Source organism: Streptomyces sp. A2-16 (genome assembly GCF_018128905.1).
In the GTDB taxonomy this organism is placed as follows: domain Bacteria; phylum Actinomycetota; class Actinomycetes; order Streptomycetales; family Streptomycetaceae; genus Streptomyces.
On sequence record NZ_CP063808.1, the window covers coordinates 602,789 to 627,960 of the forward strand.

Annotated in this window: 18 protein-coding genes and 2 rRNA genes; 15 read left to right on the top strand and 5 right to left on the bottom strand. The window is 68.4% G+C overall.

Annotation, left to right across the window (positions count from 1 at the left end; translation table 11 throughout):
• Window positions 1-48 precede the first annotated feature (48 nt).
• Window positions 49-1,458 (bottom strand): DNA repair protein RadA, encoded by a 1,410-nt coding sequence (gene radA / locus IOD14_RS02870; protein ID WP_123990883.1) that lies wholly within the window; start codon window positions 1,456-1,458, stop codon window positions 49-51.
• A gap of 293 nt (window positions 1,459-1,751) precedes the next feature.
• On the opposite strand from radA, the gene IOD14_RS02875 reads away from it, so the two are divergent.
• The gene (locus IOD14_RS02875) at window positions 1,752-3,440 is read left to right on the top strand and encodes a sigma-70 family RNA polymerase sigma factor (RefSeq protein ID WP_212669577.1); all 1,689 of its coding nucleotides are present in this window, start codon (window positions 1,752-1,754) and stop codon (window positions 3,438-3,440) included.
• Window positions 3,441-3,903: 463 nt separating this feature from the next.
• Here the strand turns inward: IOD14_RS02875 and IOD14_RS02880 are convergent, their stop codons facing one another.
• Complete coding sequence (locus IOD14_RS02880) at window positions 3,904-4,659, bottom strand: hypothetical protein (RefSeq protein WP_249126240.1); 756 nt, start codon at window positions 4,657-4,659, stop codon at window positions 3,904-3,906.
• Window positions 4,660-4,832: 173 nt separating this feature from the next.
• Between IOD14_RS02880 and IOD14_RS02885 the strand changes: the two genes are divergently transcribed.
• The 5 genes from IOD14_RS02885 (at window position 4,833) to ilvD (ending at window position 9,511) form a co-directional block, all read left to right on the top strand.
• On the top strand, window positions 4,833-5,774 hold the full coding sequence (locus IOD14_RS02885) for a Ppx/GppA phosphatase family protein (protein ID WP_123990886.1): 942 nt from the start codon (window positions 4,833-4,835) through the stop codon (window positions 5,772-5,774).
• A gap of 116 nt (window positions 5,775-5,890) precedes the next feature.
• On the top strand, window positions 5,891-6,715 hold the full coding sequence (locus IOD14_RS02890) for a sugar phosphate isomerase/epimerase (RefSeq protein ID WP_212669578.1): 825 nt from the start codon (window positions 5,891-5,893) through the stop codon (window positions 6,713-6,715).
• An 11-nt stretch (window positions 6,716-6,726) separates the two neighbouring features.
• Window positions 6,727-6,927: a hypothetical protein gene (locus tag IOD14_RS02895; RefSeq protein ID WP_212669579.1), complete on the top strand. Its 201-nt coding sequence runs from the start codon at window positions 6,727-6,729 to the stop codon at window positions 6,925-6,927.
• Window positions 6,924-7,556, top strand: coding sequence for a TetR family transcriptional regulator (locus IOD14_RS02900; protein ID WP_123990889.1), 633 nt, complete (start codon window positions 6,924-6,926; stop codon window positions 7,554-7,556). Before IOD14_RS02895 ends, IOD14_RS02900 begins: the two co-directional genes overlap by 4 nt.
• A 101-nt stretch (window positions 7,557-7,657) precedes the next feature.
• Window positions 7,658-9,511: a dihydroxy-acid dehydratase gene (gene ilvD / locus IOD14_RS02905; protein ID WP_212669580.1), complete on the top strand. Its 1,854-nt coding sequence runs from the start codon at window positions 7,658-7,660 to the stop codon at window positions 9,509-9,511.
• A gap of 55 nt (window positions 9,512-9,566) precedes the next feature.
• Here ilvD and IOD14_RS02910 read toward each other — a convergent pair whose 3' ends face one another.
• Window positions 9,567-11,669, bottom strand: coding sequence for a serine/threonine-protein kinase (locus IOD14_RS02910; protein WP_212669581.1), 2,103 nt, complete (start codon window positions 11,667-11,669; stop codon window positions 9,567-9,569).
• A gap of 182 nt (window positions 11,670-11,851) precedes the next feature.
• On the opposite strand from IOD14_RS02910, the gene IOD14_RS02915 reads away from it, so the two are divergent.
• From IOD14_RS02915 to IOD14_RS02930, 4 genes are all read left to right on the top strand, one after another.
• Complete coding sequence (locus IOD14_RS02915; RefSeq protein ID WP_212669582.1) at window positions 11,852-12,178, top strand: SH3 domain-containing protein; 327 nt, start codon at window positions 11,852-11,854, stop codon at window positions 12,176-12,178.
• 56 nt (window positions 12,179-12,234) lie between these two features.
• Window positions 12,235-12,546: an SH3 domain-containing protein gene (locus IOD14_RS02920; RefSeq protein WP_212673187.1), complete on the top strand. Its 312-nt coding sequence runs from the start codon at window positions 12,235-12,237 to the stop codon at window positions 12,544-12,546.
• A gap of 44 nt (window positions 12,547-12,590) precedes the next feature.
• Entirely contained in the window at window positions 12,591-13,103 is a 513-nt protein-coding gene (locus IOD14_RS02925) for an EamA/RhaT family transporter (RefSeq protein ID WP_212669583.1), read from the top strand.
• A gap of 95 nt (window positions 13,104-13,198) precedes the next feature.
• Window positions 13,199-13,978, top strand: coding sequence for a class I SAM-dependent methyltransferase (locus tag IOD14_RS02930; protein ID WP_212669584.1), 780 nt, complete (start codon window positions 13,199-13,201; stop codon window positions 13,976-13,978).
• On the opposite strand, the gene IOD14_RS02935 is transcribed toward IOD14_RS02930, so the two are convergent.
• Window positions 13,942-15,375, bottom strand: coding sequence for a SulP family inorganic anion transporter (locus tag IOD14_RS02935; RefSeq protein WP_212669585.1), 1,434 nt, complete (start codon window positions 15,373-15,375; stop codon window positions 13,942-13,944). The two genes, IOD14_RS02930 and IOD14_RS02935, sit on opposite strands and share 37 nt — an antisense overlap.
• A gap of 243 nt (window positions 15,376-15,618) precedes the next feature.
• On the opposite strand from IOD14_RS02935, the gene IOD14_RS02940 reads away from it, so the two are divergent.
• From IOD14_RS02940 to proC, 3 genes are all read left to right on the top strand, one after another.
• Window positions 15,619-16,431 (top strand): ABC transporter ATP-binding protein, encoded by an 813-nt coding sequence (locus IOD14_RS02940; RefSeq protein ID WP_212669586.1) that lies wholly within the window; start codon window positions 15,619-15,621, stop codon window positions 16,429-16,431.
• A complete protein-coding gene (locus IOD14_RS02945) occupies window positions 16,428-17,219 on the top strand; it encodes an ABC transporter permease (RefSeq protein WP_212669587.1) in 792 nt (263 codons plus the stop codon). Before IOD14_RS02940 ends, IOD14_RS02945 begins: the two co-directional genes overlap by 4 nt.
• Before the next feature lie 105 nt (window positions 17,220-17,324).
• Window positions 17,325-18,137, top strand: a complete 813-nt coding sequence (gene proC / locus IOD14_RS02950; protein WP_212669588.1) for a pyrroline-5-carboxylate reductase — start codon at window positions 17,325-17,327, stop codon at window positions 18,135-18,137.
• A gap of 129 nt (window positions 18,138-18,266) precedes the next feature.
• Here the strand turns inward: proC and trpS are convergent, their stop codons facing one another.
• On the bottom strand, window positions 18,267-19,328 hold the full coding sequence (gene trpS, locus IOD14_RS02955; RefSeq protein WP_212669589.1) for a tryptophan--tRNA ligase: 1,062 nt from the start codon (window positions 19,326-19,328) through the stop codon (window positions 18,267-18,269).
• 837 nt (window positions 19,329-20,165) lie between these two features.
• Between trpS and IOD14_RS02960 the strand changes: the two genes are divergently transcribed.
• Window positions 20,166-21,691, top strand: a 16S ribosomal RNA gene (locus IOD14_RS02960).
• Window positions 21,692-21,998: 307 nt separating this feature from the next.
• Window positions 21,999-25,121, top strand: a 23S ribosomal RNA gene (locus tag IOD14_RS02965).
• Together the 16S and 23S rRNA genes form the textbook arrangement of a ribosomal RNA operon.
• Window positions 25,122-25,172 lie beyond the last annotated feature (51 nt).

Below are 25,172 nucleotides of genomic sequence, written 5' to 3' on the forward strand. Positions count from 1 at the left end.
CCGTGTCGTACATTCGGTTCGTACGGACGGGCGAGACCAGGGCAAAGTCTACCGGCGGTCCTCCTCGTCCCGTGGGGCCTCTCGCCGACGGGAGCGCGGAAGGACCCTCAGGGCGTCCCCTATGTCCGCGACTTCCAGGACCTTCATGCCGGACGGGATCTTGCCCGGATCGCCCGGTACGAGCGCATGCGTGAAGCCCAGACGGTGTGCTTCGGAGAGCCTGCGCTGGACGCCCGTGACCCGTCTGACCTCGCCAGCCAGGCCCACTTCGCCGATCGCGACGAGGTTCTTGGGCAGCGGGGTGTCGCTTGCCGCCGAGGCCAGGGCGAGGGCGATCGCCAGGTCCGCGGCAGGTTCCGAAAGCTTTACCCCGCCGACCGTCGCGGAGTAGATGTCCCGCTTGCCGAGCGCGCTGATCCGGCCGCGCTGCTCCAGGACGGCGAGCATCATCGAGACGCGGGAGGTCTCCAGGCCCGAGGTGGTGCGCCGGGGCGAGGGGATCTGCGAGTCGACGGTGAGCGCCTGCACCTCGGCCACCAGGGGGCGGCGGCCCTCCAGGGTGACGGTGAGACAGGTGCCGGGGACCGGTTCGTCACGACGTGTCAGGAAAAGTCCGCTTGGGTCCGCGAGGCCGGTGATGCCCTCGTCGTGCAGCTCGAAGCAGCCGACCTCGTCGGTGGCGCCGTAGCGGTTCTTGACGCCCCGTACGAGCCGGAGGCGCGCGTGCCGGTCGCCCTCGAAGCTCAGGACCACGTCCACGAGGTGTTCGAGGAGCCGCGGGCCGGCGATCGCGCCGTCCTTGGTGACATGGCCCACAAGGAGGGTGGACATCCCGCGCTCCTTGGAGGCGCGGATCAGCGCCCCGGCCACCTCGCGCACCTGGGCCATGCCGCCGGGGGCGCCGTCGATCTCCGGGGAGGCCACCGTCTGCACCGAGTCGAGGATTAGCAGGGACGGCTTCACCGCGTCCAGATGGCCGAGGACGGCGGACAGGTCGGTCTCCGCGGCGAGATACAGGTGGTCGTCGATCGCGCGGATGCGGTCGGCGCGCATCCGGACCTGGCTCGCGGACTCCTCGCCGGTCACATAGAGCGTGCGGTGCTCGTCGCTCGCCGACTTGGCCGCCACGTCCAGCAGCAGTGTGGACTTGCCGACGCCGGGCTCGCCCGCGAGGAGCACCACGGCGCCGGGCACGAGACCGCCGCCGAGCACCCGGTCCAGCTCGGGCACGCCGGTGGAGCGGGCAGTTGCCTGGCGGCCGTCGACCTGGCCGATGGGCACGGCGGAGGTGGTGACGCGGCCCGGTGTCGTCGTACGCACCGCGGGCGCGCCGTACTCCTCGATCGTCCCCCAGGCCTGGCACTCGGGGCAGCGGCCGAGCCACTTGGCCGTCTGCCAGCCGCACTCGGTGCAGCGGTAGGACGGGCGCTCCTTGGCGGACTTCGTACGGGTGGCCATGCACGAACCGTAACCGCCACCACTGACAACGCGGCCGTCGCCCACCGGACGGCAGGCGCGCCCGCCGGACCGCAGGCACTCCCGCCGGACCGCAGGCACTCCCGCCCGCCCCGCCCCGGTCCGCCCGCCCCGGTCCGCGCCGCGCCTTTGGCACGCGAACCGGCCATGTCACGCCGGGAACGAGCCACGGAATCCGGGGTTCCTGTCCCCTATTGAGGGATCGTTTCACCCGTACGGAGTAAAAGTGCTCAAGGTGCAGGTAGGGCCCATCTTCCGCGCCCTACGGTCCACGGATGATGAGCAGCAGTCCGGAGACCTCGACCCGCACCACCGGCGCGCACCGGGCGCAACGGCAGGAGCGCGACCGCGGTGCGGCGCGCACGCTGGCACAGCGGCCGCCCGCGCGCTACGAGCCGTACCTGGACGGCCTGTTCACCTACTGCATGTCCGTGCTGTGCGACCACGACTCGGCGACCGCCGCCCTCGGCGACGTCCTCGCGCTCGCCGAGCGGCGCGGCGGCCCGGACGCGGCCGGTGACCGCAGGCCCTGGCTGTACGCGCTGGCCCGCTGGGCCTGTCTGCGCAAGCTGGCCGAGGCCAAGCAGAAACGTCAGGCCACACACGCGGCGGGACGCCACGGAGCCGCCCAGAAGCCGGCCGAACTCCCGGTCGCCGAGGACGTCCTGGAGGCGCGGCGCCGCGAACTCGCCCTGCTCGCCTGGCCGGAGGCGGCCGGCACCACCCCGGAGCAGCGCGAGGCGCTCGAACTCGCCGTGCGCCATCACCTCGCCGCCCACGAGGTCGCCGCCGTCCTCGGCATGGACCTCGCCGGCGCCCGGGAACTGCTCGCCTCCGCCGCCTGCGAGGTCGAGCGCACACGCGCGGCCCTCGCCGTCGTCGAGACCGGCGACTGTCCGGGTGTGGCGCGACTCACCGGCGACAACCAGTTCGTGCTGAGTTCCGCGTTGCGCCGCGAACTCGTCCGCCATGTCGACGACTGCCCGCGCTGCCGCCGCGGTGCCGAGCGGGCGATTCCGGGTCGCTGGCCCGGAGCCATGATCACGCCGGCCGAGCTGCCCGTGCTCGAAGCTCCGCGTGCGGCCCTGCACATGGCGCTGGCGCACCCGCCACGCGCGCGTGGCGCCGCCGTGCCCCGCTTCGACCGGCGCGGCTTCCCGATGGATCCCAAGGACCGGGCCGCCCGTCGTGACCGCCTCCGCTCGCGTGCCGTCACCACGACCGTCGTCGCCACCGTCGTCGCCGCCCCCGTGCTCGCCCTGTGGGCCGCCTACCGGGGCGGCCCCGGCGAGGGGGCCGACGGCCACCCCGCGAGCGCCAGCGAGGCGCACGGCCCCGACAGCCTGGACGGCGAGACCGCGAGCGGCGGCTACCAGAACGCCGGCAACGCGTCCGTCAAACCCGGCCCCCGCTTCACCAAGGACGGCCGGCCCGACGTCTCCGTGGAGGTCGTCAGCGTGGCAGGGGCCGGCGGGAAGGGCGCCGGGCACCTGGACGTGGCCGCCGACAACAACGGCGACACCACCCTGGTCACCCTCACCGCGACCGGCGACGCCCCGGTCCGCTGGTCCGCCACCACGGGGGCCTCCTGGCTCTACCTGAGCCAGTCCTCGGGAACCCTGAAGCCCGGCGAGTCGCTGACGGTCAAGGTGTACGTCGACCACCTGCGCGAGCCGTCCGGTCCCTGGAGCGCGCGCGTGGCGATCTCACCGGCGGGCGCCGTCGTCACCATCCAGGGCTACGGCACGGCCCCCGCACCGTCCGGCCCCGGCACCCCCGGCAAGCCGACGACACCTCCGACCGCGCCGGGCCCCAGCCCCACGACCTCGGCGCCCACCCCCAGCGACCCACCGTCCTCACCACCCACCCCCGACCCGACCCCGACCGACCCCACGCCGTCCACTCCACCGACCCAGACACCGTCACCGACGGCAACCGAGGACCCGAGCCCGTCCTCGTCGTAGGGGAGGGGCGGGGCGGGGAGGGCGAGCCGGATTCTGGCCATGGCTGGGGGTCCGTGGGCGGCCGGGGCGGTCAGGGAGGGGGCGGAAGGTGGGGGAGGTGTGCCGGGGCGAGAGGCGCGGGATGGGGCGCGGGGACGCCGCTATGCGGTGCGCTGTTCTGCGGGTCGCAGGGAGCCGGGGCACGCCGAGGAGTTCCTGTCCCACCTGGAGCGCGGGCGCGAGGGCCGACGCGAGAGGTGCTGCCCTGCGGGTCGCGGGGCGCGGGGCGATGCGAGAGGTGCTGCCCTGCGGGTCGCGGGGCGATGCCCCTGCGGGGCGAGGGTGCGGGACGGAGCCGCAGGATCTCGGCCCCGCGGGGCGACGGGAGGGTGGCTCGTCCCAGACCTGCGGGGCGACAGGGGGGCGGCTCCCTGCGGGCGCCGCCCCCGACGCCGTGCCCAGGCGGGCGCCGCCCCCGCCGTGCTCAGTCCGTCGGATCCGCCGGGTGCGGTGCCAGCAGGGGCAGTTGGGAGGCCAGTCGCTCCTCGCAGAGTTCGACCAGGCGGTCGTAGCCCGCCTTGCCCATCAGCTCGATCAGCTCGGGGCGGTAGGAGACGTAGACCGGGTCGCCGGCGCCGTGTGCCGAGGTCGCCGAGGTGCACCACCAGTGCAGGTCGTGACCGCCCGGACCCCAGCCGCGCCGGTCGTACTCGCCGATCGACACCTGCAGCACGCGCGTGTCGTCCGGCCGGTCGATCCAGTCGTACGTCCGCCGCACCGGCAGCTGCCAGCAGACGTCCGGCTTGGTCTCCAGCGGCTCGCGGCCCTCCCGCAGCGCCAGGATGTGCAGCGAGCAGCCCTGGCCGCCCGCGAAGCCCGGCCGGTTCTGGAAGATGCAGGAGCCCTGGAAGGGGCGGGTCTGCCGGTCGCCGTCCTCGTCCTCGGAGACCCAGCCGTTCGCCGTGCCCTCGTCGTGGTGCTGCCAGATCTCCGGAGTGAGTCGCGCCACGTGCTCGGCGACCCGCTTCTCATCGTCCTCGTCGGAGAAGTGGGCACCCAGCGTGCAGCACCCGTCATCCGCGCGGCCCGCCTGGATGCCCTGGCAGCCGCTGCCGAAGATGCAGTTCCACCGAGAGGTCAGCCATGTCAGATCGCAGCGGAAGACCTGCTCGTCGTCCGCCGGATCCGGGAACTCCACCCACGCGCGCGCGAAGTCGAGCCCCTTCTCGTCGGCCTTCAGGGCCTTCGTGGCCTTCCGAGACTGCTTCGGTGGCTTCGCCCGCGAAGGACCGTCGGCAGTTACGGCCGTTTTGTCGTCCTTCACCTTTTTCGTCTTTGGCACGCGTCCAGGGTAAGTCGCCCGAGGCCCCTCCGGAGACAGCCGAACGCCCAGCTGGCAGTAGCGTTCCCTACATGAGACTCGGTGTCCTCGACGTGGGATCGAACACGGTGCATCTGCTGGTGGTGGACGCGCACCCCGGCGCCCGCCCTCTGCCCGCGCATTCGCACAAGGCGGAACTGCGCCTTGCCCAACTCCTCGACCAGGCCGGAGCGATCGGCCCCGAAGGTGTCGAGAAGCTGGTCTCGGTCGTCAAGGACGCTCTCCAGGCGGCCGAGGACAAGGGCGTCGAGGACCTGCTCCCCTTCGCCACCTCCGCCGTCCGCGAGGCCAGCAACGCCGACGACGTCCTCGCGCGCGTGCACGCCGAGACCGGCGTCGAGCTCCAGGTCCTCGCCGGCGCCGAGGAGGCCCGCCTCACCTTCCTCGCCGCCCGCCGCTGGTTCGGCTGGTCGGCGGGCAAGCTCCTGGTGCTCGACATCGGCGGCGGCTCCCTGGAGATCGCCTACGGCATCGACGAGGAACCGGACACGGCGGTCTCCCTGCCCCTGGGTGCGGGCCGCCTCACGGCCGGCTGGCTCCCCGGCGACCCCCCGGACCCGGACGCCGTCAGGGCCCTGCGACGGCACGCGCGCGCCCAGATCGCCCGCACGGTCGGCGAGTTCGCCCGCTTCGGCGCCCCCGACCACGTGGTCGCCACGTCCAAGACCTTCAAGCAGCTGGCCCGCCTGGCCGGCGCGGCCCGCTCCACCGAGGGCCTGTACGTACAGCGCGAACTCAAGCGCGAGTCCCTGGAGGCCTGGGTCCCGAAGCTGGCCGGCATGACGACGGACCAGCGCGCGGAGCTGCCGGGCGTGTCGGAGGGCCGGGCGGGGCAGCTCCTGGCGGGGGCGCTGGTGGCCGAGGGTGCCATGGATCTCTTCGGAGTGGAAAAGGTCGAGATATGCCCATGGGCGCTCAGGGAGGGCGTAATCCTGCGCCGACTTGACCACATGGGGTCCGTGCAGGGTCTCTAGGGGGCGCGGGGAACTGCGCCACCAGCCCCCACGTACCTGAACTCGCCCCGTGGCAAACACCACAACGGCGAATAGGCGTCCGGTCCCACCCCGCCGGACGCCGTAGGCTGACCGACGTGGCAGAACCAGTCGTACGGATCCCGGATGCGAAGGTCGCCCTCTCGACGGCTTCCGTCTACCCGGAGTCGACGGCGACGGCCTTCGAGATCGCCGCACGCCTCGGATACGACGGCGTCGAGGTCATGGTGTGGACCGACCCGGTCAGCCAGGACATCGAGGCCCTGCGCCGCCTCTCCGACTATCACGGCATCCCGATACTCGCCGTGCACGCCCCGTGCCTGCTCATCACGCAGCGGGTGTGGTCGACGGACCCCTGGGTCAAGCTCCAGCGGGCCCGGGCGGCGGCCGAGAAACTCGGCGCGAGCACCGTCGTCGTCCACCCGCCGTTCCGCTGGCAGCGGCAGTACGCCCGCGACTTCGTCAGCGGGATCTGGCGCATGGCGAACGAGACGGACGTACGGTTCGCCGTCGAGAACATGTACCCCTGGCGTTACCGCGACCGCGAGATGCTCGCCTACGCCCCCGACTGGGACGTCACCAAGGACGACTACCGGCACTTCACGATCGATCTCAGCCATGCGGCGACCTCCCGGACCGACGCGATGGACATGGTCGACCGCATGGGAGACCGTCTCGGCCACGTCCATCTCGCCGACGGCAAGGGTTCCGCGAAGGACGAGCACCTCGTGCCGGGGCGCGGCACCCAGCCATGCGCCGAGCTCCTGGAGCGCCTTGCGGTGAGCGGCTTCGACGGCCATGTCGTCATCGAGGTCAACACCCGCCGCGCGATGTCCGGCGCCGAACGCGAGGCCGATCTCGCCGAGGCCCTGGCCTTCACCCGCCTCCACCTGGCCTCCCCGGTGAAGGTGCCCCGACGATGAGGAACCGGGCGATGGTGCAGGTGCCTCCGATCATGAGCGGCAGCGCGATGGCGAGGGTGTCGGCGGCGGGCGGCCGGGCGATGGTGCAGGTGCCTTTGGCCATGACCAGCCGGGCGATCGTGAACGTGTTTCCGGCCATGACCAGCCGAGCGATGGTGAAGGTGCCCGCGGCAGTGGGCAGCCCGGCCGCGGTCAAGGTGTCCAGGCCGTGAGTGAGGGCGCCCCGGCGAACGGCGACGTCACCGCCCGGAAGCGCGGCCGGCCCCGTCGTACGGAGTCGGACGCGGCCGGCACCCGCGACCGCATCCTCCTCGCGGCCCGTGAGGAGTTCTCCGAGCGGGGCTACGAGAAGACGTCCGTGCGCGGCATCGCCAAGGCCGCCGGGGTCGACCCGGCACTGGTCCACCACTACTTCGGCACCAAGGAGCAGGTCTTCGAGGCGGCCGTGGAGGTCGCCGCGGCCCCCGCGCTGGGCGCGCGGGACGCTCTCGTCGAGGGCCCCCTGGAGGACGTGGGGGAGCGGTTGACCCGCTTCGTCTTCGGCGTCTGGGAGAACCCGGCGACGCGCATGCCGCTCCTGGCGATCGTCCGCTCCGCCGTCAACAACGAGACCGCGGCCACCGTCTTCCGCCGGCTCGTCGCCACCCAGCTGCTGCGCCGCATCGCCGACCGGCTGGAGCTGCCGGACGCCGAACTGCGTGCCGAGCTGGCCGCCGCGCAACTGGTCGGCACGGCCATGCTGCGCTACGTGATCAAGGTGGAGCCGCTGGCGTCGGTGGACATCGAACAGATCATCGCGCGGGTCGCGCCGGTGGTGCAGGGGCATCTGACGAAGCCGTGATCGCGAGACAGGCGTCCCGCATTCCGGACACCTCGTCCCGGCCCCTGGATGACCGGCGTACGCTCGATAGCAGCCCGAACTGTCTGAAGGAGCGAGCGACGATGCCCGAGCTGAGGTCCCGCACAGTCACCCACGGCCGCAACATGGCGGGCGCCCGCGCCCTTATGCGTGCCTCCGGGGTACCGGGTGCGGACATCGGCCGTAAGCCGATCATCGCGGTCGCCAACTCCTTCACGGAGTTCGTGCCCGGCCACACCCACCTCCAGCCGGTCGGCCGGATCGTCTCCGAGGCGATCGTCGCCGCCGGCGGCATCCCGCGCGAGTTCAACACCATCGCGGTCGACGACGGCATCGCGATGGGCCACGGCGGCATGCTGTACTCCCTGCCCTCCCGCGACCTGATCGCGGACTCGGTCGAGTACATGGTCGAGGCCCACTGCGCCGACGCCCTGATCTGCATCTCCAACTGCGACAAGATCACCCCGGGCATGCTGAACGCCGCGCTGCGGCTCAACATCCCCACGGTCTTCGTCTCCGGCGGCCCGATGGAGTCCGGCCGCGCGACCCTCGTCGACGGCACGGTCCGCACCCTCGACCTGGTCGACGCGATGTCCGAGGCCGTGAACGAGAAGATCTCCGACGCGGACATGCTCCGTATCGAGGAGAACGCCTGTCCGACCTGCGGCAGCTGTTCCGGCATGTTCACCGCCAACTCGATGAACTGCCTGACCGAGGCCATCGGCCTCTCGCTCCCCGGCAACGGCTCGGTCCTCGCCACGCACACGGCCCGCAAGCAGCTGTACGTCGACGCGGCCGAGACGGTGATGGACATCACCCGCCGCTACTACGAGCAGGACGACGAGTCGGTCCTGCCGCGCAATGTCGCCACCTTCGCGGCCTTCGAGAACGCCATGGCACTCGACATCGCCATGGGCGGCTCCACCAACACGATCCTGCACCTGCTGGCCGCGGCCCAGGAGGCGGAGGTCCCCTTCGGCCTCCCCGAGATCGACGCGGTCTCCCGCCGTGTCCCCTGCCTCGCGAAGGTCGCCCCGAACGTGGCGAAGAACCGCACGTACTACATGGAGGACGTGCACCGCGCGGGCGGCATCCCGGCCCTCCTCGGCGAACTGCACCGCGCGGGCCTGCTGAACGAGGACGTCCACTCGGTCCACAGCCCCTCCCTCGCGGACTGGCTCAAGACCTGGGACGTCCGCGGCGGCTCACCGTCCGCGAAGGCCGTGGAACTGTGGCACGCGGCCCCCGGTTGCGTCCGCTCCGCCGAGGCCTTCTCCCAGTCCGAGCGCTGGGCGTCCCTGGACGAGGACGCCGCCGAGGGCTGCATCCGCAGCGCCGAGCACGCGTACTCCAAGGACGGCGGCCTCGCGGTCCTCAAGGGCAACCTCGCGGTCGACGGCTGTGTCGTGAAGACGGCCGGCGTCGACGAGTCGATCTGGACGTTCGAGGGCCCGGCGGTCGTCTGCGAGTCGCAGGAGGAGGCCGTGCAGAAGATCCTCACCCAGCAGGTCAAGGAGGGCGACGTCGTCGTCATCCGCTACGAGGGCCCCAAGGGCGGCCCCGGCATGCAGGAGATGCTCTACCCGACCTCGTACCTCAAGGGCCGCGGCCTCGGGAAGGCCTGCGCCCTGATCACCGACGGCCGCTTCTCCGGCGGCACCTCCGGCCTGTCCATCGGCCACGCCTCCCCCGAGGCGGCAGCCGGCGGCACCATCGCCCTCGTCGAGGACGGCGACCGCATCCGCATCGACATCCCCGGCCGCTCGATCGAGCTCCTGGTCGACGACGCCGAGCTCGCGCGTCGCGAGGCGGCCCTGGACGGCGTGTACGCCCCGAAGAACCGCGAGCGCAAGGTCTCGGCGGCACTGCGGGCCTACGCGGCGATGGCCACCAGCGCCGACAAGGGCGCGGTGCGGGACGTGTCGAAGCTCGGCTGACGCACCCGAACCCCGAGGGCCGCCTCTTCCGGGGCGGCCCTTCGCGTTGCCCCGATCACCAGGCGGAGGGCTCGCGGGCGTCCATGGCGAACACGGTGCCGTCGGGGGCGGTGGCGTAGACGCGGTGGTGGGCGAGGACGGGTTCGGGCAGCGTGGCGATCACATCGCTCGCGTCGGCGCCGAGCCGCACCGGTGTCTGCCCGGTGAGTGTCCCCTTGCGCGCGTCCACGGCGAGCAGCCGCCCGTCGGAGGCAGTGAGAAAGACGTGGCTGCCATCGGCGACCGGGACGGATCCCCGGCTCACGGACGTCTCCAGATGCCACAGTCGCCGACCCGTGTCGACGTCGATGGCCTCCATGGCCCCGACCGTGGCCAGCACATAGACGACACCGCCGCGCACAGTGGCCTGGGCACCCTGGCGAGGCACGGCCAACTTCACCGTTCGGGTCGCTCCGGAGGCCGGGGTGTAGCGGACGACAGCCCTGGCGTAGTCGAAGACCTGGTCGACGGAGAGGAAGAAGACGGATCCGTCCTCGGAGCCGATCGGCGTCAGAGCGCCCTCGAGGCGTTCGTCCCACCGCACATCGCCCGTGGCCGCGTCCACGGCGGTGACCCGGGTGGTCGACTCGTCGACGGACGTGCTCGTCACGTACAGCAGCGGGTCCCCGGGAAACGTGGAGACCGACGGCGTGGCGTGGCCGGGAATCCTCCGGCTCCACTCGGTGTCACCGGACGTGCTGTTCACACCGGCCACCGTCCCGTCCGTACCAGCGACCAGGACCATGCCCCCGGCGGTCCACAGACCGTTGTACGTCGGCACCTTCCGCTGCCAGCGCGTTCGGCCCGTAGCGGGATCGAGCGCCTCCAGACGGTTGCCGTACTCGGCCAACGGCAGCACGAGGCCACCGGACAGAGCGGGCGGAACGCTCCAGCGGTTCGTGTCGGCCGAGTGCCGCCACAGCAGCGTGCCGTCGGTCGGATCGAGGGCGTAGACCAGCCCCGCCCGGGCGCAGAAGAGCTTGCCGGCCCCGTACGAGCACCGGGGCGTGCCCTTGCCCCCGGCCACGGGCTTCGCGTCCCACGCGCGGAACGCGGACGCCCCCGCTCCCGGCGTGCTGGTGTCCGTCGGTGCGGGCTGTTCGTCCCCGAGCAGTTGGATCGAGGCGAACACTCCGCTCGCGACGAGGACGAGCACGCCGGCGGCGAGCACGACATTTCGGCGCAGGCGCAGGCGCCGCCCGGGCCGTCGTACCGGCTCCTCGACCTGCCGCTCGGGCACCGGTATGTCACCCGTGCGCTGCGCCGGTATGAACGCCTGCGTGTCGTACGAGGCCGCGACCGAACGCAGCTCCCGCATCAACTCGTCCGGGGTGGGCCGGTCCTCGGGCTCCTTCGCGAGACAGCGCACGATGAGCGGGGCGAGATTCTCCGGTACGCCCGTCAGGTCCGGCTCGTCGTGCACGACCTGATAGGCGACGACGTAGGGACTGTCGGAGTCGAACGGCCCACGGCCGGTGGCCGCGTGCACCATCACCGATCCGAGCGCGAAGATGTCGGCGGCGGGGCCCACTTCCCTCGGCCGCCGGAACTGCTCCGGCGCCATGAACGGCGGCGTCCCGATCAACTTCCCCGTCTCGGTCCGCAGTTCACTGTCCTTTGGCCGAGAAATGCCGAAGTCGATGACCTTCGGCCCGTCCTCGGCGAGCAGCACGTTGCTCGGCTTGAGGTCGCGGTGCACCACCCCCACCCGGTGGATGTCCCGCAGCGCCTCGGCGAGCCCGGCCATCAGCCGACGCAACTGGGCAGGAGGCATGGGGCCGTTCCGCTTCACCTCGTCGGAGAGTGTCGGGCCGGGGATGAACAGCGTGGCCATCCAGGGCCGTTCGGCATCGGGATCGGCATCGACGACGGACGCGGTGAACGCCCCGCTCACCTTCCGGGCCGCGGCCACCTCCTGCCGAAAACGCCCCCTGAACTCAGGGTCCTTGGCGAACTCGGTGTGCACGACCTTCACCGCGAGCTTCATCCCCGAAGCACTGCGCGCGACATGCACGACGCCCATACCGCCGGACCCGAGGCATGACTCCAGCCGGTAGTGACCGGCGTACTCGGGAAGTTCCGCTTCCGCGCCCGCTCCGGTGTTGCCCTGTGGCGCCATGGAACCACCCCCGTGCTGATCGTCCGCGCGCGCGACGCACGGAGCCTAGTCGATGAAGCGAACGGGACAGAGGCGGCTTGCTAGTCTCCGCGTGCGAGTTGCGTACATGTGTTTCATGGCGTGATTCAGGGGAATCAACGGGTCCCCATGGCAGTCATGGGGACCAACGGGGGAGGATTTTCATGTCTGTTGACCGCATCGAAGAAGTCGAGAGCGGCGAGAGCAAGGCCGTCACGACGGCGGCTGCCGCGACCGCGGGAGTGCACTACTACTCGGTCGCACCGGGCTACCGCCTCAATGTCCGCCGCGGCCCCGGCACGCAGTACGGCATCGTCCGTGTCCTGCCCGAGGGCGCGCAGGTGGCGATCTTTTGCCAGACGCCGGGGACGTCGGTGGTCGGCCCGTACGGCACCTCGAACATCTGGGACAACATCGCCAACGGCGAGTTCGTCTCGGACGCCTACGTCCTCACCGGCAGCGACGGCTACGTCGCCTCGCGCTGCGGCTGACCTTCTCACCCACCCGAAGGGATCCAGCAGTGCCATCCCTGAAACGCCGATCCGTCATGCTCGCGGGCCTCACCGGCGCACTCCTCATGGTGGGCGCCGCCACGGCCGAGGCCGCGACACTGCGGTACTACCCGGTGGCTCCCGGCTACCGGGTGAACGTCCGCAGCGGGCCCGGCACGTCGTACACGATCATTCGTGTCCTGCCCGAGGGCACGCAGGTGGCGATCTTTTGCCAGACGCCGGGGACGTCGGTGGTCGGCCCGTACGGCACCTCGAACATCTGGGACAACATCGCCAACGGTCAGTACATCTCCGACGCGTACGTGAACACCGGCAGCGACGGTTACATAGCCGACCGCTGCTCCTGATCCCCGAAGGGAGCCCGCCCCCGCCCCGGAGCCATAATCGTCCCGTGAGCGACGAATCCGGCACCCAGGACATCCCCGCGGGCTCCCCCGAGGGCGGCGGCCCCCGCCCCGAACCGATCCGCTTCTTCGGCACGACCTGGGTGGACCACGGCACGGGCTACGCCCTCCGCCGCGCCGGCGCGGCCACCGGCTCGCTCGTCGCCGCCGTCGCCTCCTGCCTGATCCTCCGCTTCGCCTACGAAGGTCTCCAGATCGCCGACACCGGCAGCTTCGTGACCGTCCTGGTCATCGCGATGTTCGCGATCTGCAGCGCGCTGGCCTTCCGCAACACCTGGGACGGCTTCGGCAAGCGCCCCGACCCGGACCGCCAGGCCTCCCTCCGCGGCCTCCTGGCCATCGGGTTCGTCGGATCCCTCCTCGCGTACTTCTTCCGCTCCCTCACAGAGGCCCCGGGCGAGAAGCTGCACCGACAGGAGTACGAGGAGGCGCTGCGCCGACACGAGAAGCGGGGCGCCCGCCGGACCGGAAACCCATCCAAGAAGAAGCGCCAACGCTGAGCACCCCCCCGGGGCAGCCCCCTCGCGCCCCTCGATGCCCACCTCTCACCAAAAACTCACCGCCTCCTGACACCCACCCCGGCCACCATGGCCTCATGACCGCTTCCTCCCACACCTCCCGGGCCCACTCCTTCAACGCCGCCGCGGCCCAGTACGCCGCCAACCGCCCCTCCTACCCGCCCGCCCTCTTCGACGCGATCGAGGAGCTCGCCGGGCGGAGCCTCACCGGTGCCCGGGTCGCCGACGTCGGGGCCGGCACCGGGATCGCGACCGCGTTGCTGCATGCCCGGGGCGCGGAGGTCGTCGCCGTGGAACCCGGGGACGGGATGGCCGCGCAGTTCCGCCGCGCCCACCCCGACCTCCCGGTCGTCCGGGGCGACGGCAACGACCTCCCCCTCCTCACGGGCTCCGTCGACTTCCTGACCTACGCCCAGTCCTGGCACTGGACCGACACCGCCCGCGCGGTCCCGGAAGCCTGCCGCGCGCTGCGCCCGGGCGGCGCACTCGCCCTGTGGTGGAACACCTACGCCCTCGACATCCCGTGGATCTCCGGCCAGGTCGGCCGGATCGCCGAGCACTTCATGGACTACGGCGCCCACCCGGCCGTCGAGGTGAACGGCAACGGAGCCCGGGCCACTCTGGCCGACCCCAGCGGGCGCCTGGACTTCGCCCACCGGGTGGTCCGCTGGAGCCGCCGCGTGTCCGTCGACACCCACCTCGCCAACATCGGCAGCCACTCGATGTTCCTGGTGGCGGGTGAGGATCACGCGGGTCTCTTCCTCACCGAGGAGCGGCGGATCCTGCTGGAGCTCTTCCCGGACGGAAACGTCGAGGAGACCTACGACGTCGAACTGCTCGTCGCCGTCAACGCCTGACCTCGCGCGACGGCCCACCCCTCAAGGGCCGTCGCGCACGCGTGGTCCACATGCCGGAGCCCGCCCAGCTCCAGCCGCACCTTCCGGTCCCGCGGCAGCACCTCCAACTCGTCCAGCAGCTTCGGCAGCCGCAGGAACGTGGCATGCCCCAGCACCCGTACGACGATCCCCGCCTCCCCCCGGTCCTCGATCTCCACATGCACATGGCTGATGTCCCACGCCGTCTTGGCCACGGCCAGTGCCAGCCCCACCAGCACGCCCTCGAAGAGGTTCCCGACGACGATCGCCACCGCCGTCACCCCGAGGACCACTACCTCGCCCCGATGCCCCCGCCACAGCTTGCGCACCTCCCGCACGGGCACGAGCCTGCACCCGGCGTGCACCAGCAGCGCGGCCAGCGCCGCCACCGGGATCAGCCCGAGCATGCCGGGCAGCACCACGGTGAAGACCAGCAGCCACACCCCGTGCAGCACCCGCGAGGCCTTGGTCCGCGCACCCGCCTGGACGTTGGCGGCACTGCGCACGATCACGGCCGTCATGGGCAGGGCCCCCAGCACCCCGCACACCGCGTTTCCCGCCCCCTGCGCCATCAGCTCCCGGTCGTAGTCCGTACGCCGACCCGCATGCAGCCGGTCCACCGCCGCCGCGCTGAACAGCGACTCCGCCGACGCGATCAGCGCGAAGGCCACGACAGTCCCGATCACCCCCACTTCCGTCAGCCGCCCGAAGTCCGCCGCCTGCGGCAGCCGTACGGCATCCACCAGCCCCTGCACCTCGACCCGCCGCACCTCCAGGCCGAACACCCCGGTCACCACCGAGGCCAGCGCCACCGCCACCAACGGCGCGGGCACCAGCCGAGCTCCCCGCCGCCATCGAGGCCACAGCAGCAGTACGGCAAGAGTGGCAGCCCCCACTGACAACGCCACCGGATCCGCCCGCCCGGGCAGTGCCACCAGCCCGCCGAGCTTCCCGAGCCCGCTCGCCGGCGCCGCCGCGTCACCCAGCGCGTACACCTGCGTGGCCACCAGCACGAGCCCGATCCCGGCGAGCATCCCCTGGACGACCGCCATGGACACGGCCCGGAACCACCGCCCGAGGCGCAGCGCCCCGAGCCCCAACTGCAGCAGACCGGCCCCGAGCACCAGCACTCCGAGCGCCTCGACGCCGTAGTGCCGCACAGCCTCGTGGACCAGCACGGTCAGCCCGGCGGCCGGCCCGCTCACCTGAAGGCTGCTGCCGGGCAGCAGGCCGGCGACCAGCCCGCCGACGATGCCGGTGACGAGTCCCAGCTCGGCGGGCACACCGGAGGCGACGGCGATGCCCACGCACAGGGGCAGCGCCACGAGAAACACGACGAGAGAAGCGAACAGATCGGCCTTGCCTACGCGACAGCGCATGAGTGGAGCACCTCCGGTTGCGAACCGAGCGGGAGATGCGTGGGCGTGCCGCACCGGGGGAGTGTGCGGCACTGAAATCCATTGTCGGTTAAGGCAGTTGATCAGTCAGCGGCTTCTCGTCGGCCGCTGGGCAATTCGGAGGCGCGCAACCGGATCACCCGCTTCCGATCACGCCACCGCGCGCCTGCGCCGTCCCGTGCACCGCGCTTGACTGGCAACCCGGGCGAGAGCATTATTCATCGCATGATGAATAAAGTGTCCGGTCCACCCGACACCGAAGACCCCGGCGCCCCCGACAAGGCCGTCCACGCCCGCGACCTCACCGTCGTCCGAGGCCCCCGCACCGTCCTGCGCGGCCTCGCCTTCGACGTCCCACGCGGCCAGATCACCGGCCTCCTCGGACCCTCGGGCTGCGGCAAATCCACCCTGATGCGCTCGATCGTCGGCACCCAGGCCAAGGTCACCGGCACCCTCGACGTCCTCGGCCGCCCGGCCGGCCACCCCACCCTGCGCACCCGCATCGGCTACGTCACCCAAGCCCCCTCCGTCTACGACGACCTGACCGTCCGCCAGAACCTCGAGTACTTCGCCGCGATCCTCGCCCCCGGCCGCGCCGCCGCCGACCGCCGCCGCTCCGACGTCACCCGCGCCATCGACGACGTCGACCTCACCACCCACGCCGACTCCCTCGCCGGCAACCTCTCCGGCGGCCAGCGCAGCCGCGTCTCCCTGGCCGTCGCCCTCCTCGGCACCCCCGAACTCCTCGTCCTCGACGAACCCACCGTCGGCCTCGACCCCGTCCTGCGCCGCGACCTCTGGAACCTCTTCCACGACATCGCCGCCCGCCGCGGCGCCACCCTCCTCATCTCCTCCCACGTCATGGACGAGGCCGAGCGCTGCCACCGCCTCCTCCTCATGCGCGAGGGCGAGATCCTCGCCGACGACACCCCCGAGACCCTCCGCACCCGCACCCACTGCGACACGGTCGAGGAAGCCTTCCTCCACCTGGTCGACCAGGCCGTCGAGGCAAGCCGCAGCAAGGAGCACACGCGATGACCACGACCACCACGCTCACGCCGGGTCTCACGCCCGCTCCCACCAGTGCCCTCAGCCTCTCCCGCACCACCGCCACCGCGGCCCGGGTCCTGCGCCAGCTCCGCCACGACCCGCGCACCATCGCGCTGATGCTCCTGGTCCCGTGCGTGCTGCTGCTCCTGCTGCGTTACGTCTTCGACGGCAGCCCGCGCACCTTCGACGGCATCGGCGCCTCCCTCCTCGGGATCTTCCCGCTGACCACGATGTTCCTGGTCACCTCCATCGCCACCCTGCGCGAACGCACCTCCGGCACCCTCGAACGCCTCCTCGCCATGCCCCTCGGCAAAGGCGACCTCATCGCCGGCTACGCCCTCGCCTTCGGCACCCTCGCGATCATCCAGTCCGCCCTCGCCACCGGCCTCGCCGTCTGGTTCCTCGGCCTCGATGTCATCGGCAGCCCCTGGCTCCTGCTGCTGGTCGCCCTGCTCGACGCCCTGCTCGGCACCGCCCTCGGCCTGTTCGTCTCGGCCTTCGCCGCCTCCGAATTCCAGGCCGTCCAGTTCATGCCGGCCGTGATCTTCCCCCAACTCCTCCTCTGCGGCCTCTTCACCCCCCGCGACAACATGCACCCCGTCCTGGAGGCCATCTCCGACGTCCTCCCCATGTCCTACGCCGTCGACGGCATGAACGAAGTCCTCAGGCACACGGACATGACCGCGACCTTCGTACGCGACGCGCTGATCGTGGCCGGCTGCGCACTGCTGGTCCTGGGACTGGGAGCGGCCACGCTGAGGCGCAGGACCGCATAGGACCTCCCAAGAGCAGCCACCACCGCCATCCATCTCCATGTCCCGCATGTCCCGCCCACCGGACACCCACCCGGTACGCCCCGACCCGGTGCCAGACTGAACCGCATGAGTCAGAAAGTCGCAGTCCTCGGCACCGGCAAGATCGGCGAAGCCCTGCTCAGCGGAATGATCCGCGCCGGCTGGGCCCCGGCCGACCTCCTGGTCACCGCCCGCCGCCCCGAGCGAGCCGAGGAACTCCGCACCCGCTACGGAGTCACCCCGGTCACCAACCCGGAAGCCGCCAAGACCGCCGACACCCTGATCCTCACGGTCAAACCGCAGGACATGGGCGCCCTCCTCGACGAACTCGCCCCGCACGTCCCCGCAGACCGCCTCGTCATCAGCGGCGCCGCCGGTATCCCCACCTCCTTCTTCGAGGAGCGCCTCGCCACCGGCACTCCTGTCGTGCGCGTCATGACCAACACGCCCGCCCTGGTCGACGAGGCCATGTCCGTCATCTCCGCCGGCACCCACGCCACCGCCGACCACCTCGCCCACACCGAGGAGATCTTCGGCGCCGTCGGCAAGACACTCCGCGTCCCCGAGTCCCAGCAGGACGCCTGCACCGCCCTCTCCGGCTCCGGACCGGCGTACTTCTTCTACCTGGTCGAAGCCATGACGGACGCGGGCATCCTGCTCGGCCTGCCCCGCGACAAGGCCCACGACCTGATCGTCCAGTCCGCGATCGGCGCCGCCACGATGCTCCGCGACAGCGGCGAACACCCGGTGAAGCTCCGCGAGAACGTCACGTCCCCCGCGGGCACGACCATCAACGCCATCCGCGAACTCGAGAACCACGGCGTACGAGCCGCCCTCATCGCCGCTCTCGAAGCCGCCCGCGACCGCAGCCGCGCACTGGCCTCGGGCAAGAAGGACTGACCCTCGGGCCGGCGACGGCCGGCCCCGCGCCGCTCAGGCCGCCGTACAGGCTTCGGCAGCGGGGCAGCGGGGCAGCGAGGCGCCGCCGGTACATCGCAGCGCATCGCGCCTCGCCACCAGCCTCCGCGCCTACCGGGCGGCGCCCAGCACGGCACCACTGCCGATCACGCCGGTATTCGTGGCCGCCGTATCGGAAGCAGCCGGCAGCAGCCCGATCGCGCGATAGGCGGCATCCACGGTCGGCCGCGCCATTCCCCGCGCCCTCTCCGCGCCATCCCGCAGCACCCCCTCCACATAGCCAGGATCCGCGCACAACTCCTTGTGCCTCTCCTGCACGGGCCTCAAGACCTCGACCACGGCCTCGGCGGTGTCCTTCTTCAAGGCGCCGTACGACTCATATACACCGCTCAGCTCCGATGGGTTCCCACCCGTGCAGGACGCCAGGATCTCCAGCAGGTTCGCCAGCCCCGGCCGCGCCTCCCGGTCGTACACGACCTCCCGCCCGCTGTCGGTCACGGCCCGCATGACCTTCTTCCGCACCACGTCCGGCTCGTCGAGCAGATAGACGATGCCCGGCCCGGAGTCGTCGGACTTCCCCATCTTCGAGGTCGGCTCCTGGAGGTTCATGACCCGCGCGCCCACCTTCGGCACGGTGGCCCGGGGCACCACGAACGTGTAGCCGTACCGCTGGTTGAACCGCACCGCCAGATCCCGGGTCAACTCCACGTGCTGCGCCTGGTCGTCGCCGACCGGCACCTCGTCGGCGCCGTAGGCGAGGATGTCTGCGGCCATCAGCACGGGATACGTGAGCAGCGACAGCCGCACACTCCCGCCCCGCGTCCGCTCCCGAGCGGCCTTCTCCCGGTACTGGATCATGCGCCGCATCTCGCCGTCCGTGGCCACGCACTCCAGCACGTACGACAGCCGCGCGTGTTCGTCCACATGACTCTGTACGAATACGGTGCACAACTCGGGATCCAGCCCCGACGCGAGCAACAGCGTCGCCGCCTGCCGACTGAGCCGGCGGACCCGCGCCGGATCGTGGTCGACGGTCAGGGCGTGCAGGTCGACGATGCAGAACAGCGACTCGGCCTGGTGCTGGTCGACCGCGGCCCACTGCCGCAGGGCTCCCAGGTAGTTCCCCAGCGTCAGATGCCCTGTCGGCTTGACCCCGCTGAAGACCCGCGTCATCTCTTTACCTCCTGGTCGAGACCGCCGTCCCCGGCCGGCCGACCCTCAGGAGTCCTGGAGGGAGATACGCGAACGGCCGCCGAGGCGGCGGCCGTTGAGTGCATACGTGCTTACGGCCGCCGTCAGGCGGCCCACCACTGCTGGGTGCACGTACGCGTTGTCATACGTGCCAGCCTACGCCTCCAGGGGCCCGCCCGAACCTGAGTTGACACTCCCCAGCCCGGTACGTAGTGTTCTCCGAGTTGTCCGACGTGAGCGCCGACTCCGGTCGGTCCCCGGACAGCCATTCCGCAGTACCAACCAACACACGACGACAGTCGTTCTGTCTGCCGTCCCTGTATTGGCGTGTGTATTCGCGAAATGAGGAATCCACGTTCGAAAGGACGGCGGCCCCCGATTAGCTCGGGAGCCGGGAATCCGCTAAAGTCTCACTCGTCGGAACGGCCCAACAGCCGGGAAGGCAAGCCCCTCTGACTGGGAATCAGGCCCGAAAGGATCTGATAGAGTCGGAACCGCCGGAAAGGGAAACGCGAGAGCGGGAACCTGGAAAGCACCGAGGAAATCGGAACCGGAAACGGTCTGATAGAGTCGGAAACGCAAGACCGAAGGGAAAAGCCCGGAGGAAAGCCCGAGAGGGTGAGTACAAAGGAAGCGTCCGTTCCTTGAGAACTCAACAGCGTGCCAAAAATCAACGCCAGATATGTTGATACCCCGTCTCTCTCGGTTTCGAGAGGGCGAGGTTCCTTTGAAGAAAACACAGCGAGGACGCTGTGAACGACCGCCTTATTCCGGTGGTTGTTCCGCTCTCGTGTGTGTGCACCCGATTACGGGTAAACATTCACGGAGAGTTTGATCCTGGCTCAGGACGAACGCTGGCGGCGTGCTTAACACATGCAAGTCGAACGATGAACCACTTCGGTGGGGATTAGTGGCGAACGGGTGAGTAACACGTGGGCAATCTGCCCTTCACTCTGGGACAAGCCCTGGAAACGGGGTCTAATACCGGATACCACTACCGCAGGCATCTGTGGTGGTTGAAAGCTCCGGCGGTGAAGGATGAGCCCGCGGCCTATCAGCTTGTTGGTGAGGTAATGGCTCACCAAGGCGACGACGGGTAGCCGGCCTGAGAGGGCGACCGGCCACACTGGGACTGAGACACGGCCCAGACTCCTACGGGAGGCAGCAGTGGGGAATATTGCACAATGGGCGAAAGCCTGATGCAGCGACGCCGCGTGAGGGATGACGGCCTTCGGGTTGTAAACCTCTTTCAGCAGGGAAGAAGCGAAAGTGACGGTACCTGCAGAAGAAGCGCCGGCTAACTACGTGCCAGCAGCCGCGGTAATACGTAGGGCGCAAGCGTTGTCCGGAATTATTGGGCGTAAAGAGCTCGTAGGCGGCTTGTCACGTCGGGTGTGAAAGCCCGGGGCTTAACCCCGGGTCTGCATTCGATACGGGCTAGCTAGAGTGTGGTAGGGGAGATCGGAATTCCTGGTGTAGCGGTGAAATGCGCAGATATCAGGAGGAACACCGGTGGCGAAGGCGGATCTCTGGGCCATTACTGACGCTGAGGAGCGAAAGCGTGGGGAGCGAACAGGATTAGATACCCTGGTAGTCCACGCCGTAAACGGTGGGAACTAGGTGTTGGCGACATTCCACGTCGTCGGTGCCGCAGCTAACGCATTAAGTTCCCCGCCTGGGGAGTACGGCCGCAAGGCTAAAACTCAAAGGAATTGACGGGGGCCCGCACAAGCAGCGGAGCATGTGGCTTAATTCGACGCAACGCGAAGAACCTTACCAAGGCTTGACATACACCGGAAAGCATTAGAGATAGTGCCCCCCTTGTGGTCGGTGTACAGGTGGTGCATGGCTGTCGTCAGCTCGTGTCGTGAGATGTTGGGTTAAGTCCCGCAACGAGCGCAACCCTTGTTCTGTGTTGCCAGCATGCCCTTCGGGGTGATGGGGACTCACAGGAGACCGCCGGGGTCAACTCGGAGGAAGGTGGGGACGACGTCAAGTCATCATGCCCCTTATGTCTTGGGCTGCACACGTGCTACAATGGCAGGTACAATGAGCTGCGATACCGTGAGGTGGAGCGAATCTCAAAAAGCCTGTCTCAGTTCGGATTGGGGTCTGCAACTCGACCCCATGAAGTCGGAGTTGCTAGTAATCGCAGATCAGCATTGCTGCGGTGAATACGTTCCCGGGCCTTGTACACACCGCCCGTCACGTCACGAAAGTCGGTAACACCCGAAGCCGGTGGCCCAACCCCTTGTGGGAGGGAGCTGTCGAAGGTGGGACTGGCGATTGGGACGAAGTCGTAACAAGGTAGCCGTACCGGAAGGTGCGGCTGGATCACCTCCTTTCTAAGGAGCATCTAGGCCGCCAAGCGTGCTTGGTGGTCCAGGGCCATTACGCAGGCAAACGTTCTGCGGTGGTTGCTCATGGGTGGAACGTTGATTATTCGGCCGGTTTCACGGGTCGGAGGCTGCAAGTACTGCTCGCAAGAGCGTGGAAAGCATGATCTCCGGACGGGATCTGGTCGGGCACGCTGTTGGGTGTCTGAGGGAATGAACCCCCTCGATGCCGGCCCCAGTGAACTCGGAGTGTTGCTCCGGGGTGATGGGTGGCTGGTCGTTGTTTGAGAACTGCACAGTGGACGCGAGCATCTGTGGCCAAGTTTTTAAGGGCGCACGGTGGATGCCTTGGCACCAGGAACCGATGAAGGACGTGGGAGGCCACGATAGTCCCCGGGGAGTCGTCAACCAGGCTTTGATCCGGGGGTTTCCGAATGGGGAAACCCGGCAGTCGTCATGGGCTGTCACCCATACCTGAACACATAGGGTATGTGGAGGGAACGCGGGGAAGTGAAACATCTCAGTACCCGCAGGAAGAGAAAACAACCGTGATTCCGGGAGTAGTGGCGAGCGAAACCGGATGAGGCCAAACCGTATGCGTGTGAGACCCGGCAGGGGTTGCGCATGCGGGGTTGTGGGATCTCTCTTTCACAGTCTGCCGGCTGTGAGACGAGTCAGAAACCGTTGATGTAGGCGAAGGACATGCGAAAGGTCCGGCGTAGAGGGTAAGACCCCCGTAGTCGAAACATCAGCGGCTCGTTTGAGAGACACCCAAGTAGCACGGGGCCCGAGAAATCCCGTGTGAATCTGGCGGGACCACCCGCTAAGCCTAAATATTCCCTGGTGACCGATAGCGGATAGTACCGTGAGGGAATGGTGAAAAGTACCGCGGGAGCGGAGTGAAATAGTACCTGAAACCGTGTGCCTACAAGCCGTGGGAGCGTCGGAATGAAAGCTTGCTTTCATTCTCGTGACTGCGTGCCTTTTGAAGAATGAGCCTGCGAGTTTGCGGTGTGTTGCGAGGTTAACCCGGGTGGGGTAGCCGTAGCGAAAGCGAGTCCTAATAGGGCGTTTGAGTAGCACGCTCAAGACCCGAAGCGGAGTGATCTAGCCATGGGCAGGTTGAAGCGGAGGTAAGACTTCGTGGAGGACCGAACCCACCAGGGTTGAAAACCTGGGGGATGACCTGTGGTTAGGGGTGAAAGGCCAATCAAACTCCGTGATAGCTGGTTCTCCCCGAAATGCATTTAGGTGCAGCGTCGTGTGTTTCTTGCCGGAGGTAGAGCACTGGATAGGCGATGGGCCCTACCGGGTTACTGACCTTAGCCAAACTCCGAATGCCGGTAAGTGAGAGCGCGGCAGTGAGACTGTGGGGGATAAGCTCCATGGTCGAGAGGGAAACAGCCCAGAGCATCGACTAAGGCCCCTAAGCGTACGCTAAGTGGGAAAGGATGTGGAGTCGCAGAGACAACCAGGAGGTTGGCTTAGAAGCAGCCACCCTTGAAAGAGTGCGTAATAGCTCACTGGTCTAGTGATTCCGCGCCGACAATGTAGCGGGGCTCAAGCGTACCGCCGAAGTCGTGTCATTGCAGCAATACGCCCAACGGCGGCTGTGATGGGTAGGGGAGCGTCGTGTGCCGGGTGAAGCTGCAGCGGAAGCTAGTGGTGGACGGTTCACGAGTGAGAATGCAGGCATGAGTAGCGATACACACGTGGGAAACGTGTGCGCCGATTGACTAAGGGTTCCTGGGTCAAGCTGATCTGCCCAGGGTAAGTCGGGACCTAAGGCGAGGCCGACAGGCGTAGTCGATGGATAACCGGTTGATATTCCGGTACCCGCTGTGAAGCGTCAAACATCGAACCAGGCGATGCTAAGTCCGTGAAGCCGCCCCGGAGCCTTCGGGCAAAGGGGAGTGGTGGAGCCGACGAACCAGACTTGCAGTAGGTGAGTGATGGGGTGACGCAGGAAGGTAGTCCAGCCCGGGCGGTGGTTGTCCCGGGGTAAGGGTGTAGGCCGTGCGATAGGCAAATCCGTCGCACTTGTGGCTGAGACCTGATGCCGAGCCGATTGTGGTGAAGTGGATGATCCTATGCTGTCGAGAAAAGCCTCTAGCGAGTTTCATGGCGGCCCGTACCCTAAACCGACTCAGGTGGTCAGGTAGAGAATACCGAGGCGTTCGGGTGAACTATGGTTAAGGAACTCGGCAAAATGCCCCCGTAACTTCGGGAGAAGGGGGGCCATCACCGGTGATTGAATTTACTTCATGAGCTGGGGGTGGCCGCAGAGACCAGCGAGAAGCGACTGTTTACTAAAAACACAGGTCCGTGCGAAGCCGTAAGGCGATGTATACGGACTGACGCCTGCCCGGTGCTGGAACGTTAAGGGGACCGGTTAGTCACATTTCGGTGTGGCGAAGCTGAGAACTTAAGCGCCAGTAAACGGCGGTGGTAACTATAACCATCCTAAGGTAGCGAAATTCCTTGTCGGGTAAGTTCCGACCTGCACGAATGGCGTAACGACTTCTCGACTGTCTCAACCATAGGCCCGGTGAAATTGCACTACGAGTAAAGATGCTCGTTTCGCGCAGCAGGACGGAAAGACCCCGGGACCTTTACTACAGTTTGATATTGGTGTTCGGTTCGGCTTGTGTAGGATAGCTGGGAGACTGTGAAGCTTGGACGCCAGTTCAGGTGGAGTCGTCGTTGAAATACCAGTCTGGTCGTGCTGGATGTCTAACCTGGGTCCGTGATCCGGATCAGGGACAGTGTCTGATGGGTAGTTTAACTGGGGCGGTTGCCTCCTAAAGAGTAACGGAGGCGCCCAAAGGTTCCCTCAGCCTGGTTGGTAATCAGGTGTTGAGTGTAAGTGCACAAGGGAGCTTGACTGTGAGACCGACGGGTCGAGCAGGGACGAAAGTCGGGACTAGTGATCCGGCGGTGGCTTGTGGAAGCGCCGTCGCTCAACGGATAAAAGGTACCCCGGGGATAACAGGCTGATCTTCCCCAAGAGTCCATATCGACGGGATGGTTTGGCACCTCGATGTCGGCTCGTCGCATCCTGGGGCTGGAGTCGGTCCCAAGGGTTGGGCTGTTCGCCCATTAAAGCGGTACGCGAGCTGGGTTTAGAACGTCGTGAGACAGTTCGGTCCCTATCCGCTGCGCGCGTAGGAATATTGAGAAGGGCTGTCCCTAGTACGAGAGGACCGGGACGGACGAACCTCTGGTGTGCCAGTTGTTCTGCCAAGGGCATGGCTGGTTGGCTACGTTCGGGAGGGATAACCGCTGAAAGCATCTAAGCGGGAAGCCTGCTTCGAGATGAGTATTCCCACCCCCTTTGAGGGGTTAAGGCTCCCAGTAGACGACTGGGTTGATAGGCCGGATCTGGAAGCCCAGTAATGGGTGGAGGTGACCGGTACTAATAGGCCGAGGGCTTGTCCATATTTGCTCGCGTCCACTGTGTTAGTTCTGAGGCAACGACCGTGTTGTGTTT